The sequence below is a fragment of the Paraburkholderia sp. GAS333 genome (genome assembly GCF_050435665.1).
GTDB classification, from domain to species: domain Bacteria; phylum Pseudomonadota; class Gammaproteobacteria; order Burkholderiales; family Burkholderiaceae; genus Paraburkholderia; species Paraburkholderia fungorum_A.
Map to the genome: position 1 here is coordinate 496,226 of NZ_JBNDKS010000002.1, position 15,242 is coordinate 511,467.

Consider the following 15,242-nt stretch of genomic DNA (forward strand, 5'->3'; position numbering starts at 1 on the left):
AAGCCGCGCAACCGCGTCGCTGCTTCAGCGAAATGAAATGAATGCTCCAGCGTCTATTTCGATCGGTGTTTTTCCGCGAGTGAACCCAGATCGCGGGCAACGGCCTCCAGAACCGGCTCCCATTGGGCGAACTGCGGCTGCCGGTAAAGCGTCGCGCCCGGATACCACGGGCTGTCGGTACGATCGAGCAACCAGACCCAGTGCGGATTGACGTCGAGCAGCACCCAGGTGCGCTGGCCGAGCGCGCCGCTCAAATGCGCGACCGACGTGCAAACCGTAATGACGAGATCGAGGGCGCTGATAAACGCGGCGGTGTCGTCGAAGCTTGCGAATTCGGCGGTGTAGTCAGCCAGCGGCAGGCCGGCTGCTTGTGCCGTGGCGACGTCTGCGGTCGCGCCAGGCTGCAATGAATAGAACGCCACGTTTCGCAGACCACCGAAATGCGCGGCATAGCGCTCCATGTCGACACGCCGGAACGGATTGCGTTGATGCCCCAGGCTGCCGGTCCACGTCAGACCGACTTTCAGTCGCGGCTCCTGCTCAAGCCGTTTTTTCCACGATGCGCTGGCTGCGGTGTCTGCGAAGAGATACGGCGAGGCGGCCGGGATGGTGTCTTCGCGCGTGTCGAATACCCACGGCAGGCTGAGCAACGGGATTTCGTAGTCGAATGGCGGTAGCGCATCGACGCCGCCGCCCGCCGAGTAGTTATCCACATGGCTGCCGAGACTGCGCGGCAGCAACGCCCCGAGTCGAGGAAACGAATTCCAGATAACGCGGCCGCCGTCGTCGTGAACGCGCTTTGCGAGCATCGGGATATAGCGGCAGAACTGCAATACGTCGCCCATGCCTTGTTCGCCCCACACCAGCAGCGTTTTTCCGGCGAGCGATTCGCCGCGCCACACCGGCGCGGGCATGGCAGGACGGTGTCCCTCCAGTTCACTCGAGCCGTCCCAGCGTGCTTCGTGCAGCGGCCAGCCTTCAGCGTAATTTCCGCGCATGAGTTCCAGCATGGCGAGATTGGCGCGCATGCTGGGGTCGCCGGGGGCCAGCGAATGGGCCGTTGCCGCTGCTTGCACCGCGTCTTCCCAGCGTTGCGCTTCACGGAGCGTCAGCGCATAGTTGTTCTGCGCCAACGCGTTGTCAGGAGCGCATTGCACGGCGCGTGCGCCGGCCTCGAGTGAGTGCGGCAAATCGAGTTTCGTGCGGTACACGTTCGCGAGATTGATCCAGCTTTCACTCTCATTGGGCGAGTCGCGCACTGCGTCTTTCAGTAGCGCTATCTGTTCGTCCCTGTCTGCGCCGGTGAGCATCAGTGCGCAGGCGAGGTTGTTGCGCAGCAGCCGCAGCGTCGGCTCGATGGCGAGCGCGCGGCGATACGGTGCGATGGCTTCGCCATGGCGATTCGCCAGCTGCAACGCGTAGCCGTAACGGAAATGTGAAATGGCGCGATGCGGATCGAGTTGCGCAATAATGGCGGCGAGTTCCACTGCCTCGCCATGGCGCTGTTGCTGGAGCAGGTTGGTCAGCAGCAATTCGAGCGAAGCGTCGTCGAGTGGATGCAGTTTGGCCGCGGCTTCGAGACAACTGGCTTCCGTTTGCGCAGTGCCGCTTTCGCGGGCCTCGGCCGCACGGCGCAGAAAAGTGAGGAACGCTGATGAGGCCTGAGCCTCGGTCTCGGAGTTAGTTTGCATGGGGCGGGGCGCCGTGGAAGAAGCGGTGACCAGAACCGGTCAGTGCGAGGCTGTTGCTATCGTTATGTTAGTAGCAGTGAGGCTGCAAGAAAATGGGACGGATCCGAACAGGTAAACTGAATTGATGCATCGAATAACCAACACCGGCCGGGTCAACCTGGGTCATCTGTTCTGGCTGCGCAGTCTTGCCATCATTGGCCAGCTGATGACGATCGCCGCCGTGCAGACTTTTATCGGCGTGCATTTGCCGTTGCCGGCCATGCTGCTCGTGATCTCGCTCGAAGTGCTGTTCAATGCGATCACATGGTGGCGCGTGTCGCAACAGCGGCCCGAGTCGAACATGGAATTGTTCGGCCAGATCTGGGTCGATCTGGGCGCGTTGTCCGCTTTGCTGTTTCTCTCGGGCGGCACCACTAATCCGTTCGTTTCGCTTTATCTCCCGTCGCTTGCAATTGCCGCCGCCGTGCTGCCGTGGTATCTGATGGCATGGCTTGCCGCGTTTGCCGTCGCCTGTTACGCGGTGCTCGGTTTCGAATCCGTGCCGCTCAATCTGGACAACCCGGCGAACCTGTTCGACTACTATCGCGCCGGGATGTGGGTCAACTTCATGGTCAGTGTCGGGCTGATTGCGTGGTTCGTCGCGCGCATGTCGCGGGCTCTGCGGCTACGTGACGCAGCGCTCGGAGAGGCGCAGCAGCGCTTGCTGCACGACGAACGGGCGGTCGCGCTGGGCGTGCAGGCTGCGACCGTCGCACACGAAATCGGTACGCCTCTGTCTACAATCGCGATGCTGTCCGAAGAATTGCGCGACGCCGCGCGCACCGACGAAGGGCTCGCGCCCTACACCGCCGACCTCGAACTGCTCGAACAGCAAATGTCGTTGTGCACGTCGGCGCTTGCGCGTTTGCGCAGCCGCGCGTCGACGACCACGAACCGGCAACTGATCGGCGAGTGGCTCGAATCGTTTGGCGAACAGTGGCGTCTGCGCCATCCGCACGTGAAGTTCGAACAGATCGGCGTGCCGCCTGCCGATGTCAGCCTTGACGATACCGTAGCCGTCAGTCAGATTCTGACGATCCTGCTCGACAACGCCGCGCGCGCCAGCCGCGATCACGTGACGTTATCCTGCGAGCTTGCGCCGCACGGTGACCAGATCGTGTTCGAGGTCTGCGATGCGGGGCCCGGCATTCCGGCCACGTTGCGCGGCTCGCTCGGCGCGATGCCGGTGGACAGCACCCAGGGCGGTCACGGCGTGGGCCTTTACCTGGCATTTTCGGCGGCGAAACGTCTGAGAGGATCGATCGAATTGACCGATGTCAGCACGATCAAGCCGCGAGGCACGCGCGCGGTCCTGAAGCTTCCACTCGCCGGACACAAATTTACGGGCGCAGGCCGTCAAGGTGCTGCGCCATCCAACACGGAGAAACAGGCATGAGCGAAAAGAATTTTCTGGTGATCGACGACGATGAGGTGTTCTCCGGCATCCTCGCTCGCGGTCTGACGCGGCGCGGTTACACGGTGAGCGAAGCGCACAACGCCGACGAGGCGATCAAGCTGGCGAACCAGCAGAAGTTCACGCAGATCACGGTGGATCTGCACCTTGGCAATGACTCCGGTTTGACGCTGGTCGCGCCGTTGCGCGATTTGCAGCCCGACGCGCGCATGCTGGTGCTGACCGGTTATGCGAGCATCGCGACGGCAGTGCAGGCAGTCAAAGACGGCGCAGACAACTACCTCGCGAAGCCGGCAAACGTCGAAACGATTTTGTCCGCATTGCAAAGCGAAGCGAGCGCTCTGCAGGCGGAAGAGGCGATCGAGCATCCCACGCCGCTGTCGGTCGCGCGTCTGGAATGGGAGCATATTCAGCGTGTGCTGGCCGAGCACGGCGGCAATATTTCGGCGACTGCGCGAGCATTGAACATGCATCGCCGGACCTTGCAGCGCAAGCTGGCGAAGCGGCCGGTCAAACAATAAGCCGTCGTTGCGACCGTAGCGTCAATGCCATGAAAAAACGGGCTGCCTTATAAAAAGGCAGCCCGTTTTTTATGCTTCAAAGTTTGGATCGACGTCAGGCGATCACAGCACGTAACGCGACAGATCTTCGTCTTCGGCAACTTCGTTCAGCGCGCGATCCACGTAAGCCGCGTCGATCTGCAGCTTGTGACCCGAGTGATTGCCCGCCGAGAACGACACTTCTTCAAGCAGCTTCTCGATCACCGTGTACAGACGCCGTGCGCCGATGTTCTCGGTTTTCTCGTTCACCGCGTACGCGATTTCGGCGAGGCGGCGAATGCCGTCGTCGGCGAATTCGAGGTGCACGTCTTCGGTCGCGAGCAATGCCTGGTATTGCTTGACGAGGCTTGCATCCGTGGATACGAGGATCGATTCGAAGTCGTTCACCGACAGCGAATCGAGTTCGACGCGAATCGGGAAACGCCCCTGCAATTCGGGAATCAGATCGCTCGGCTTGGCCAGATGAAACGCGCCGCTTGCGATGAACAGAATGTGGTCGGTCTTCACCATGCCGTACTTGGTGTTGATCGTCGTGCCTTCGACCAGCGGCAGCAGATCGCGCTGCACGCCCTGACGCGACACTTCACCACCGCCGCTGCCTTCACTGCGCGACGCGATCTTGTCGATCTCGTCGAGAAACACGATGCCGTTCTGCTCGACGTTCTGGACGGCCTTGGTTTTCACCTCTTCGTCGTTGAGCATCTTGCCCGCTTCTTCGTCGGTGAGAAGCTTCAGCGCTTCCTTCACCTTCAGCTTGCGGCGCGTTTTCTTGCCGCCGCCGATGTTCGCGAACATCGAGCGAATCTGCTCGGTCATGTCTTCCATGCCCGGAGGACCCATGATGTCCATGCTGGCTTGCGGCTGTTCGACGTCGAGCTCGATTTCCTTGTCGTCGAGCAGGCCTTCACGCAGACGCTTGCGGAAAGTCTGACGCGTGCTGCCGCTTTCGTCGGCGGTGTCGGTGGCGCTCGAACTTGCACCGAAGCCGACCGCGCGCGCGCTCGGCAGCAGAATATCGAGGATGCGGTCTTCGGCCAGATCGCCCGCCTTGGTCCGCACTTTGCGCATTTCGGTTTCGCGGGTCTGCTTGACCGAGATTTCGATCAGATCGCGCACGATGCTGTCCACGTCGCGACCCACGTAGCCCACTTCGGTGAACTTGGTCGCTTCGATCTTGATGAACGGCGCGTCGGCGAGCTTCGCCAGGCGTCGCGCGATTTCGGTTTTGCCGACGCCGGTCGGTCCGATCATCAGAATGTTTTTCGGCGTGATTTCCTGGCGCAGCGGGTCTTCGACCTGCTGACGGCGCCAGCGGTTACGCAGCGCGACGGCCACGGCCTTCTTCGCGCGGCCCTGGCCGATGATGTGTTTGTCGAGTTCAGAGACGATCTCTGCAGGGGTCATTGTGCTCATCGTGGGTCCTTACTCGATCGTCTCAATGACGCGGTTGTGGTTCGTGTAGATACACATGTCGCCGGCAATCTCCAGCGACTTCTCCACGATTTCGCGGGGCGACAGTTCCGTGTTCTGGGCCAGCGCAATCGCCGCGGCTTGCGCATACGAACCGCCCGAACCGATTGCGCAGATGCCGCCTTCGGGGTCGAGCACGTCGCCGTTGCCGGTGATGACGAGGGTGGTGGTAGCGTCGGCGGTAATCAGCATGGCTTCCAGACGGCGCAGCATGCGGTCGGTGCGCCAGTCTTTCGCGAGTTCGACGGCGGCGCGCGTGAGGTTGCCCTGGTGTTTTTCCAGCTTCGCTTCGAAGCGGTCGAGCAGCGAGAAGGCGTCGGCCGTGCCGCCGGCGAAGCCGACCAGCACCTTGCCGTTATAGATGCGCCGGACTTTCCTCGCACCGCCCTTCATGACGATGTTGCCCAGTGTCACCTGGCCGTCGCCGCCGAGCGCGACCTTGTCGCCGCGGCGCACGGAGACGATCGTCGTGCCGTGAAATTGCTCCATATGCGTTCCTCTTTGCAAAACGGGTAGGACGCAGCAGCGCGGTGCGCTACCGCATGAATCCTGAAAGCGGACGGCGCGCGACATTGAAAGCAGGCACTCAGGTCGGCGCGCTCGTGCAGCGCATGTCCGATTTATTTTAGGGCGTACGCGGTCATATCAAGAGCCGCCAGAAGGCATAAGACAAAAAACAGGTGATTGAGAACGGAAGAGGGGGTGACGCAAATCGGAACGTGCGTCGGAGTGGTGTTCGAGATCGCGTGCGCGAAATCGCGCGAGGAAAGCCGCGTGCAGCAGTGAGTACCCGCTTACGTGGCAGGTCGCGTCGCGTCGCGCGAAGCCGCATTTCCCAATGGGCGGTAACCGCTGTCGCACAAAAGAAAAAAGGCGCACGGAGCACCGTGCGCCTCTCGACGAAGCAGCGTGTCAGGGCGCGGAGCCGAAGCCGCGCCGGTGGCGATCAGTCGCCGAACAGCTTCTGGCGCAGTTCGCGGCGTTCCTGCGCTTCAAGCGACAGGGTGGCCGTGGGACGTGCGAGCAAACGCGGAATGCCGATCGGCTCGCCGGTTTCTTCGCACCAGCCGTAGTCGCCGGAATCGATCCGCGCGATGGATTGCTGCACCTTCTTCAGCAGCTTGCGCTCGCGGTCGCGCGTGCGCAGTTCGAGCGCATGCTCTTCCTCGATCGTCGCGCGGTCGGCCGGGTCGGGCACGATCACCGTTTCGCGAAGATTTTCGGTCGTTTGGCCGGCATTGCGGAGAATGTCCGCCTGCAGTTGTTCGAGCTTGTTCTTGAAGAAGGCGAGCTGATCCTCATTCATGTAATCCTTGTCGCTCATCTTCAGGATTTCGGCTTCGGTCAAGAGTCGTTTCGTCGTCATCTGGCTTACTTCTTCAATGTGAGGCAAAACTCTTACATAGTGCCCGCACTTTCGTATTGCCCGCAAAGGCGCCTTGAGGACGCGAAAGCGCAGGCGGGCACGGACGGTGGACTGTCGTGACGCCGAAGCGCCTGGCGCCCACACGCCGGGCGTCGCAACGCCAATGCGGGGCCGAACTCCTCTGGAAACCGATTCTCAAATGCTCCTGAGGTATTGCTTGCCGGCAGCGACCTTTTCAGGCTGTGCCAGCCGGCATTGTCGGCGTGATTTCCGGACAAGATTTTCCGGCGCCGCTTCAGGCCCGGCGCGGCATACGCGCATACCGGGCAATTCGTTGTCATTCTCCAGTGGGCACGTATTGTAACTGAATCACAATCCCGCACCGCATCTGGTGAAAATCCCCTTGCGGCGCACTGATATCCCGAAAATATAACGCGCGTTGAGCCAAAAAGCGATGGTAGTGCACGCTTTAATGCAACAGGGTTTTCACGCGTTTTTCACACATGCGATCTTTAAGGGACCGTTCGGCCACTCACGCACGTATTTAGCAGATGATTAACGCCATCTGCGATTTATTTTGCGTCGATACCGATGTCGTGGGAATTAGCATATTGCGTGCCGCCCGGTAGATGCGGCACGTTGGATCTGCTTTGCCGGTTAAGGCGGTTCGGCGAATCACGAGGGGTGCAAAAAGCACAAACAGTGCAAAAGATGCCACCCGCAACGCGCCGAACGCGCTAACCCATTCACTCATGCGAGCCCGCTCAGGCGAGGCAGGCGTCCAGACCGTCGGTAATCAGGTCTTGCGGCAGTTCGATGCCGATAAACACCATCTTGTTGGTCTTTTTCTCGATCGGCTGCCATTTGGCGGCCAGATCGCTGCCCATCATCTGATGCACACCCTGGAACACGACCTTGCGATCCACGCCCTTCATATACAGCACGCCCTTGTAGCGCAGCAGGCGTTCACCGTAAATCTGCAGGATGCCGCCGAGGAAGTCTTCGAGCTTGTTCGGATCGAACGGGCGGTCGTTGCGGTACACGAACGACTTGATCTTGTCGTCGTGATGCGCGTGATGGTGATGTCCGTGGTCGTGGCCTTCGTGGTCGCACTTGCCGTGGTCGTGATCGCAGTTTTCGTGATCGTGCCCGGCATGCTCCGCGTGCGTATGGCCGTGCTCGTCATGCGCGTGAGCGTGGCTATGCGCGTGTTCGTCCTCGACGAGGAAGTCCGGATCGATTTCGAGCTTCGAATTCAGGTTGAAACCGCGCAGGTCGAAGATTTCCTTGATGTCCGCTTCGCCGAAATTGACGGTTTTAACCGCGGCGCGCGGGTTCATGTGAAGCAGGCGGTGACGCAGGGCGTCCACGTGTTTTTCGTCGACCAGATCGGCCTTCGTGATGAACAGGCGATCGGCGAAACCGACCTGGCGCTGTACCACTTCGTGCTCGTCGAGCTGATGGTTTGCATGCTTCGCGTCGACCAGCGTGATGATCGCGTCGAGCAGATATTCGCTGGCGATCTGGTCGTCCATGAAGAAGGTCTGTGCGACCGGGCCCGGATTCGCGAGGCCGGTCGTTTCGATCACGACGCGGTCGAAATCGACCAGACCTGAGACCTTTTGCGATGCCAGATCGCCGAGCACGCGCGACAGGTCGCCGCGAATCGTGCAGCAGATGCAGCCGTTGCTCATCTGGATGATCTGCTCGCTCGTGTCCTGCACGAGAATTTCGTTGTCGATGTTCTCTTCGCCGAACTCGTTCTCGATCACGGCGATCTTCATGCCGTGCTTTTCATTCAGGATGCGCTTGAGCAGGGTCGTTTTGCCGCTGCCGAGAAAGCCGGTCAGGATGGTGACTGGGATCATGTTGGTCGCCTGTATGTACGTGAAACGGTGCGTAATTGGGTGAATTCGCGGTCGGTAATCGGGCGCGGCAGCCTCGCGGCGCGCAGCCCTGTCCAGCCGGTTATTGAAACATATCTGCCGGGCCTGCGCTGGCGAGCCGCAATGCGCGGCGCCATCGGCGGCCTGAAATAGCCATAGGAACTATGGGCGATCAGGCGATTTGCAACAGCAGGCCCTTCAGGTATTCGCCTTCCGGGAAAGCCGTCAACAGCGGATGATCCACACCCGCGCCGAGGCGCTTCAGAATGCGGGCGTCGACGCGGGCGTCGGCCGCCGCGCTGGAGACGATCTTCTGGAACAACTCCGAGTCGATCGCGCCGGAGCACGAGTAGGTGAACAGCAAGCCGCCCGGGCGCAGCAGTTTCAGGCCGGTCAGGTTGATGTCTTTATAAGCACGTGACGCGCGGTCCACGTGTTCTTTCGACGGTGCGAATTTCGGCGGATCGAGCACGATCAGGTCGAAACGCTCGCCTTCGTCGTACAGACGGCGCAGCGTCTTGAACGCGTCGGCGTCGAGCCACGTGGCGCGTTCGGCGTCGAAGCCGTTTGCCGCGACGTTCTGCTGGGCCAACGCCAGAGCTTCGCCCGATGAATCGACCGAAACCACGCGTTTGGCGCCGCCCTTCAGCGCCGCCAGCGAGAAGCCGCCGGTGTAGCAGAAGCAGTTCAGCACCTCGCGATCCTGCGCGAGTTGTTGCACCAGCAGGCGGTTGTCGCGCTGATCGACGTAGAAGCCGGTCTTATGGCCGTTGAGCACGTCGACGTGATAGCGCACGCCGTTTTCGCTAGCGATCAGCTTGTCCGACGGCGGTTCGCCCGCCAGCACGCCGGTGATCTGCTCGAGCCCTTCCTTCTGGCGGATCGATACGTCCGAGCGCTCGTAGACGTTCGGGCAACCGGTCGCGCCGACCAGCGCCGCGACGATCGCTTCCTTCCACGCTTCGACGCCCGTCGCCATGAACTGGCAGACCAGCTGGCTGCGCTGACCTTCGTCTTCAGCGACATAGTGATCGACGATCAGGCCGGGCAGGCCGTCCGCTTCGCCGAAAATCAGGCGCACTGCGCCGGTGTCGTGAACCATCGTCTGACGATGTGCGAGCGCGCGCTGCACGCGGCGCTTGAAGAACGCGTGGTCGATCGGCTCGCTTTCGTCGAAGCTCCACACGCGGGCGCGGATCTGCGAATGCGGGCTGTAGGCGGCGCGTGCGAGGAAGCGGCCGTCGTGCGCGCGCACCAGCACGGTCGCGCCGGGCGCGGGATTGCCGTCGACGCGGTCGATCGCGTTGGCATAGACCCACGGGTGGCGGCGCAGCAGCGACTTTTCTTTCGACGGTTTGAGCGTAACGGTATTCATCAGGATGTCAGCAAGGCAATGAGCGGTGAACGATTAACCAGGTGGCGGGGTGGCCGGATGGCAAAACGCTCACGGCGGGGAAAGCGAAAAGGGGACGACAAAACCGCAAAAAGCGGCGTCAGTCGCGTTTTTTGGCGCGCGGATGCGCCTGATCGTAGACCTTGGCGAGATGCTGGAAATCGAGCCCGGTATAAACCTGCGTCGCGGTGATGCTGGCGTGGCCGAGCAACTCCTGAACGGCGCGCAGATCGCCGCTCGACTGCAGCACGTGCGTGGCGAACGAATGCCGCAACACGTGCGGATGCACGTTGGCGGGAATGCCTGCAGCCAGCGCCGCGCGCTTCACGCGGTCGCGCACGACATTCGGCGACAGCCGGTTGCCGCGCGCCGACAGAAAGAGCGGATGCGGATCGTGCTTCACCATCTGGTCGCGCACTGCGAGCCAGGCCCGCAAGGCTTCCAGCGCCTTGCTGCCGACCGGCACGAGGCGGCGCCGGTTGCCCTTGCCGAGCACTTCGACTTCGGCGGAATCCAGCTTGAGCCAGCCGGCGGAGCGGTAGCCGTCGGCGTCGGTGTACCGCGCGTCGAGACCGACCAGTTCCGCGAGACGCAGCCCGGACGAGTAGAACAGTTCGAGGATCGCATCATCGCGCAAACCTTCCGCCGATTCAGGGCGCGGGCTGTCCATCAGGCGCGCGGTGTCGTCGACGGAGAGGGCTTTGGGCAGCGTCTTGGCCTGCTTCGGCGCGCGCACGGCGGCGACGGGGTTGGCCGGCAGATCGATGCGGCCGGCGAGCCAGCGATAAAACGCGCGCCACGCCGACAACCGGTGGCTGATCGAGCGAGCCGTCAGTCCGCCCGCGTGCGCTCGCGATACGGCGCCGCGAATGTCCACGGCGGTGAGGCTTTCCAGCGGCCGGCCTTTGGCCAGCAACCGGAGTTCTTCGAGTTCGTGCGCGTAGCCGCGCAGCGTATGCGCCGACAGCCGCCGCTCATGTTCGAGATTCGACAGATAAGCGGCGATCGGGTCGGCGGCGTCGGTCACGGTGGGCTTGGGCGGCGGCTGGCGCGGGATGATCGCAGGATCAGCGCGGCAAAAGGCGGCTCAGCGCGGCGCTGGCCAGCGCGCCGATCTGCGTCAGGAAGTCGGTGGCCATGCCGTCGTGGAAGCGGCGTGCGTCCGCCGAGCCCATCACCAGCAGGCCGAACGTGGGCGCGTCTTCCTTGCCTTCGGGGTCGCGCAGCGCAAGCAGTGCGATCGATTCGGTGACGTGCGGCTGATCGGCTGCGCCGTTGCCGGAGGCGTTTTCATCGCTCGCTGCGTTCGCTGCCGGCATCAGCCATTGCGCGGCTTCGAAGCCCGTGTTCGCGCCGCAATACGGCGACGTGAGGCTGCTCGCGAAAATGCGCACTTCCTCGCCGGTATGACGTGCGAAATCGGCCTGTGCGTAAGGCTCGGCGACATCCCACACGCGCAGTGCCGCTTGCGGCACGTCGAAGATTTCGCGCAAGCCGGTGGCGATGGTGCGCGGCAATGCGTACGGATCGCGCTCGCCCAGCACGCGAATGGTCCAACGGTTGAATTTCGACGCGATGCTGTCGTTCTCGTGACCGTAGCGCAGCAATTCGGCCAGGCGCCGTTCGAGATGCTTGTTCTTGTCGCGCAGCATTTCCATCTGCCGCTCCTGCAGCGACACCGCGGCTTTGCCATGCGGGTTCGCAAGCCGGATAGTCGCGAGCATTTCCGCGTGGTCGGCGAAGAATTCGGGGGTGGCGAGCAGGTAGTCGGCGACTTCGCGATCGTTCATGGTTTCGGCTAAAGGACTACGGGACGCCGCCTGAGGCGGCGCATCGGTCAATCAGTTCAGGCGGCCGTTAATCGTCGATGACGCGCGTCGATGAGACGCTACCTGCTTCGATAATCGGCCAGCCAGTCATTCAATCCGCTCGATCGGGCCGGTCAGTCGGCCAGCTCGATTTCGGCCGAGAAGACGGTCGCGGCGGGGCCGGCCATCAGCAACGGCTCGTTTTGCTTCGCGCTGTCCCACGTGATGGTGAGCTTGCCGCCGTGCGTGTGCACCAGCACCGGCGCATCCAGCAGACCGCGACGGATGCCCGCGGCCACCGCCGCGCACGCGCCCGTGCCGCAGGCCAGCGTCTCGCCCGCGCCACGTTCGTAGACGCGCAGCTTGACCTCGCTACGGCCGACGATCTGCATGAAGCCCGCGTTCACCCGCTGCGGAAAGCGCGCATGCTTCTCGATCACCGGACCTTCGACCAGCACCGGGAATGCCTCGACGTCGTCGATGATCTGCACCGCGTGCGGATTGCCCATCGACACCACTGAAATCCAGCGGGTCGTGCCGTTCACGTCGAGCGGCCAGAGCGTGTCCGCGCCTTCGCGGCGGCCCACGATCCCTTTAGTGGCGAACGGCACGCGTTCCGGTTCGAACACCGGCGCGCCCATGTCGACCAGCACTTCGCCATTTTCCTGCATGGTCAGCGTGATGGTGCCGTTCTGCACCTGCACGCGCACCGTGCGTTGATCGGTGAGGCCGTTGTCGCGCACGAACTTGACGAAGCAGCGCGCGCCGTTGCCGCAATGCTCGACTTCGCCACCGTCGCAATTGAAGATGCGGTACCTGAAATCGACGCCTTCAATGGTGGGCTTTTCGACCAGCAGAAGCTGGTCGGCGCCGACGCCGAAATGCCGGTCCGCGAGCGCGCGCACCTGCGCCGGCGTCAGGTTGACCGGTTGGGTGTAGCCGTCGAGCACGACAAAGTCGTTGCCCGCGCCGTGCATTTTGGTGAATTTCAATTTCATCGCGCTATTGTAAGTGACGCGCCCACGGGTGCGCCGAACGCCGCATTATTTCCGCGTTCGGGCGCTTTTTTCGCGGACTCGGTGGATTACGTTGGGCGTGCCGGTCGTGCCGATCAATAAACGCTCGGGTCGCCTGGCGGCCGGGTCTTGAAGCGCTTGTGCACCCAGTAATACTGCTCGGGAATCAAAGGAATCTGTTCTTCGAGAAACGCATTCATTCGACGTGCGTCCGCGTCGTCGTCGCCGGTCGGATAGTTGTCCCACGGCTTGAACACCTTCAGCCGATAACCCTTGTAGTTCGGCAGCACCTCGCCGATGAACGGCACGACCTGCGCATGCCCGACCTTCGCGAGACGTCCCACGGCGGTCAGCGTGCAGGTCGGCACGCCGAAAAAGGGCACGAAGGTGGAATTGCGCGCGCCGTAATCCATGTCCGCGCCGAGCATCACCGGTTTGCGTTCGCGCAGCCAGCGCAGCACGATGCGCGCGCTGTCGGCGCGGCTCGCCATATCCGCGCCGAAACGCGCGCGCGCCGCTTTGGCGACTTCGTCGAGTTCATGGTTCGACATCGGCTGATAAAGCGAACCGCACTGGCGCTTGAGCGAGTAATTCAGAAAGATCGAGCCAGCCTCGATGCCCACAAAGTGAAAGCCGAGCAGCAGCGTGGGCGGCATATCCGGGTCCGTCAGATCGATTTCGCTGTCCACCTGGACCAGCTTCTCGAGCTTTTTCGCGGAGCCGAACCACTGCACGCTGCGCTCCAGATAGCTGCGGATCGCGTGGCGAAAATGCTTCTGCGCGACGTCTTCGCGGCGCTCGTCGCTCCATTCCGGGAAGCACAACTTCAGATTGATATGAACGATGCGCTTGCGCCGGCTCGGAATCTGATAGAGCAGCCAGCCGAGGCCGTCACCGAGACGGGCGATGAACCCGTACGGCAGCAGCGCGAAAAGTTTGAGCAACCCGATCGCGAGCTTCACCCCATATCGGCTCAGCATGCGGCCTCCGAAAAGGAGGGGTGACACGTAACGGGTTTCAGGAAAGCGGAAAAGTTGTCGTAATACCGCACTCGTGGACACTCTGTGACAATCAATGGAAGTCGCTATAATAAGGGCTTCGCCGAGTTAATAGACAACTTGCGGGGCGAAGCTGGCAGGTGCGATCCACGTGTTAATCGTGTGAAAAGCGCCGGTCGGTCAGGTAATCCGCTAAAGCGTCGCCGCTTCAGACTCCCGAAGCTGGCTACGTGAAACTCAACCGTAACCACACAACAGGAGTCTGCAACGTGGCAAACGACTATCTCTTCACTTCCGAATCCGTCTCCGAAGGCCATCCCGACAAAGTCGCGGACCAGATTTCGGACGCCATTCTCGACGCCATCCTCGCGCAGGACAAATATTCGCGTGTCGCAGCCGAAACGCTGTGCAACACGGGTCTCGTCGTGCTGGCCGGTGAAATCACCACGACCGCGAACGTCGATTACATCCAGGTCGCGCGCAACACGATCAAGCGCATCGGCTACGACAACACCGACTACGGCATCGACTACCGCGGCTGCGCGGTGCTCGTCGCGTACGACAAGCAATCGCCGGACATCGCCCAGGGCGTGGACCGCGCGCACGACAACAACCTCGATCAAGGCGCTGGCGACCAGGGCCTGATGTTCGGCTATGCGTGTGAAGAAACGCCGGAACTGATGCCGTTGCCGATCCACCTGTCGCACCGTCTGGTCGAGCGTCAGGCGAATCTGCGCCGTGACGGCCGTTTGCCGTGGCTGCGCCCGGATGCGAAGTCGCAGGTCACCGTGCGTTACGTCGACGGCAAGCCGCATTCGATCGACACCGTCGTGCTGTCCACGCAGCATTCGCCGGACATCGATCTGAACACGCTGCGCGAAGCTGTGATCGAAGAAGTCATCAAGCCGACGTTGCCGGCTGACCTGATCAAGGGCGACATCAAGTTCCTGGTGAACCCGACCGGCCGTTTTGTGATTGGCGGTCCGCAAGGCGACTGCGGTCTGACGGGCCGCAAGATCATCGTCGATACGTACGGCGGTGCTGCTCCGCACGGCGGCGGCGCGTTCTCGGGCAAGGACCCGTCGAAGGTCGACCGTTCGGCGGCTTACGCCGGCCGTTACGTCGCGAAGAACATCGTGGCCGCTGGTCTGGCTTCGCGCTGCCTGATTCAGGTTTCGTACGCGATCGGCGTGGCTCAGCCGACCTCGGTCATGGTCAACACGTTCGGCACGGGCCGCGTGTCGGATGCGACGATCACGCGTCTGGTGCAGGAGCATTTCGACCTGCGTCCGAAGGGCATCATCCAGATGCTGGACCTGCTGCGTCCGATCTACGAGAAGAGCGCTGCGTATGGCCACTTCGGCCGCGAAGAGCCGGAATTCACGTGGGAAGCCACCGACAAGGCTCTGGCACTCGCCGAAGCCGCCGGCACGGAACCGGTTGCCGCGCTGGCTGAATAAGCGCTAGCCGCACACGTTTCAGAAGCGAAAAACCCCGCACGGCGAAAGCCGTGCGGGGTTTTTTGTTGCCGGTTGCGTTGCGCTGAACAGTAGCGAGATGAAAGCGCGGTTTCCGTCCGAACTGCGCAAGCCAGGGTGCTC

Annotated in this window: 14 protein-coding genes; 3 read left to right on the forward strand and 11 right to left on the reverse strand. The window is 62.2% G+C overall.

All coding sequences use genetic code 11. The annotated features are described in order from the left end of the window. Nucleotides 1-53: 53 nt before the first annotated feature. A complete protein-coding gene (locus ABH945_RS11435) occupies nt 54-1,691 on the reverse strand; it encodes a tetratricopeptide repeat protein (protein WP_429250603.1) in 1,638 nt (545 codons plus the stop codon). A 124-nt stretch (nt 1,692-1,815) separates the two neighbouring features. On the opposite strand from ABH945_RS11435, the gene ABH945_RS11440 reads away from it, so the two are divergent. After that, the gene (locus tag ABH945_RS11440) at nt 1,816-3,126 is read left to right on the forward strand and encodes an ATP-binding protein (RefSeq protein ID WP_074762699.1); all 1,311 of its coding nucleotides are present in this window, start codon (nt 1,816-1,818) and stop codon (nt 3,124-3,126) included. Then, nucleotides 3,123-3,665, forward strand: a complete 543-nt coding sequence (locus tag ABH945_RS11445; RefSeq protein ID WP_074762700.1) for a response regulator transcription factor — start codon at nt 3,123-3,125, stop codon at nt 3,663-3,665. The genes ABH945_RS11440 and ABH945_RS11445 overlap by 4 nt, the downstream gene beginning before the upstream one ends. A 102-nt stretch (nt 3,666-3,767) precedes the next feature. Here the strand turns inward: ABH945_RS11445 and hslU are convergent, their stop codons facing one another. The 10 genes from hslU to ABH945_RS11495 all read right to left on the reverse strand — a co-directional run bounded on the left by hslU (nt 3,768) and on the right by ABH945_RS11495 (nt 13,623). Further along, nucleotides 3,768-5,117 (reverse strand): ATP-dependent protease ATPase subunit HslU, encoded by a 1,350-nt coding sequence (gene hslU / locus ABH945_RS11450; RefSeq protein ID WP_074762701.1) that lies wholly within the window; start codon nt 5,115-5,117, stop codon nt 3,768-3,770. A 9-nt stretch (nt 5,118-5,126) separates the two neighbouring features. Next, the gene (gene hslV, locus ABH945_RS11455) at nt 5,127-5,663 is read right to left on the reverse strand and encodes an ATP-dependent protease subunit HslV (protein WP_074762702.1); all 537 of its coding nucleotides are present in this window, start codon (nt 5,661-5,663) and stop codon (nt 5,127-5,129) included. A gap of 457 nt (nt 5,664-6,120) precedes the next feature. Then, a complete protein-coding gene (gene dksA / locus ABH945_RS11460; RefSeq protein ID WP_012431412.1) occupies nt 6,121-6,540 on the reverse strand; it encodes an RNA polymerase-binding protein DksA in 420 nt (139 codons plus the stop codon). Nucleotides 6,541-7,084: 544 nt separating this feature from the next. Further along, on the reverse strand, nt 7,085-7,294 hold the full coding sequence (locus tag ABH945_RS11465) for a hypothetical protein (protein ID WP_429250604.1): 210 nt from the start codon (nt 7,292-7,294) through the stop codon (nt 7,085-7,087). Nucleotides 7,295-7,304: 10 nt separating this feature from the next. Then, on the reverse strand, nt 7,305-8,408 hold the full coding sequence (locus ABH945_RS11470; protein ID WP_429250605.1) for a CobW family GTP-binding protein: 1,104 nt from the start codon (nt 8,406-8,408) through the stop codon (nt 7,305-7,307). 190 nt (nt 8,409-8,598) lie between these two features. Then, nucleotides 8,599-9,801 carry a class I SAM-dependent rRNA methyltransferase gene (locus tag ABH945_RS11475; protein WP_429250606.1) on the reverse strand — a complete coding sequence of 401 codons (1,203 nt, stop codon included), beginning with the start codon at nt 9,799-9,801 and terminating at the stop codon, nt 8,599-8,601. A 118-nt stretch (nt 9,802-9,919) separates the two neighbouring features. Beyond that, on the reverse strand, nt 9,920-10,846 hold the full coding sequence (gene xerC / locus ABH945_RS11480; protein WP_074762705.1) for a tyrosine recombinase XerC: 927 nt from the start codon (nt 10,844-10,846) through the stop codon (nt 9,920-9,922). A 40-nt stretch (nt 10,847-10,886) separates the two neighbouring features. Then, entirely contained in the window at nt 10,887-11,609 is a 723-nt protein-coding gene (locus ABH945_RS11485) for a DUF484 family protein (protein ID WP_074762706.1), read from the reverse strand. 152 nt (nt 11,610-11,761) lie between these two features. Then, nucleotides 11,762-12,625: a diaminopimelate epimerase gene (dapF, locus tag ABH945_RS11490; RefSeq protein WP_429250607.1), complete on the reverse strand. Its 864-nt coding sequence runs from the start codon at nt 12,623-12,625 to the stop codon at nt 11,762-11,764. A 113-nt stretch (nt 12,626-12,738) separates the two neighbouring features. Beyond that, on the reverse strand, nt 12,739-13,623 hold the full coding sequence (locus ABH945_RS11495; protein ID WP_074762708.1) for a lipid A biosynthesis lauroyl acyltransferase: 885 nt from the start codon (nt 13,621-13,623) through the stop codon (nt 12,739-12,741). Nucleotides 13,624-13,910: 287 nt separating this feature from the next. On the opposite strand from ABH945_RS11495, the gene metK reads away from it, so the two are divergent. Beyond that, entirely contained in the window at nt 13,911-15,101 is a 1,191-nt protein-coding gene (gene metK, locus ABH945_RS11500; RefSeq protein WP_074762709.1) for a methionine adenosyltransferase, read from the forward strand. Nucleotides 15,102-15,242 lie beyond the last annotated feature (141 nt).

Bases quoted from the DNA above. Each gene is read 5' to 3' on its own strand.
- ABH945_RS11475 (WP_429250606.1), bottom strand. From the start codon at position 9,801: ATGAATACCGTTACGCTCAAACCGTCGAAAGAAAAGTCGCTGCTGCGC.
- ABH945_RS11465 (WP_429250604.1), bottom strand. From the start codon at position 7,294: ATGAGTGAATGGGTTAGCGCGTTCGGCGCGTTGCGGGTGGCATCTTTT.
- ABH945_RS11445 (WP_074762700.1), top strand. From the start codon at position 3,123: ATGAGCGAAAAGAATTTTCTGGTGATCGACGACGATGAGGTGTTCTCC.
- hslU (WP_074762701.1), bottom strand. From the start codon at position 5,117: ATGAGCACAATGACCCCTGCAGAGATCGTCTCTGAACTCGACAAACAC.
- ABH945_RS11495 (WP_074762708.1), bottom strand. From the start codon at position 13,623: ATGCTGAGCCGATATGGGGTGAAGCTCGCGATCGGGTTGCTCAAACTT.
- ABH945_RS11440 (WP_074762699.1), top strand. From the start codon at position 1,816: ATGCATCGAATAACCAACACCGGCCGGGTCAACCTGGGTCATCTGTTC.
- ABH945_RS11470 (WP_429250605.1), bottom strand. From the start codon at position 8,408: ATGATCCCAGTCACCATCCTGACCGGCTTTCTCGGCAGCGGCAAAACG.
- dksA (WP_012431412.1), bottom strand. From the start codon at position 6,540: ATGACGACGAAACGACTCTTGACCGAAGCCGAAATCCTGAAGATGAGC.
- dapF (WP_429250607.1), bottom strand. From the start codon at position 12,625: ATGAAATTGAAATTCACCAAAATGCACGGCGCGGGCAACGACTTTGTC.
- ABH945_RS11485 (WP_074762706.1), bottom strand. From the start codon at position 11,609: ATGAACGATCGCGAAGTCGCCGACTACCTGCTCGCCACCCCCGAATTC.
- hslV (WP_074762702.1), bottom strand. From the start codon at position 5,663: ATGGAGCAATTTCACGGCACGACGATCGTCTCCGTGCGCCGCGGCGAC.
- ABH945_RS11435 (WP_429250603.1), bottom strand. From the start codon at position 1,691: ATGCAAACTAACTCCGAGACCGAGGCTCAGGCCTCATCAGCGTTCCTC.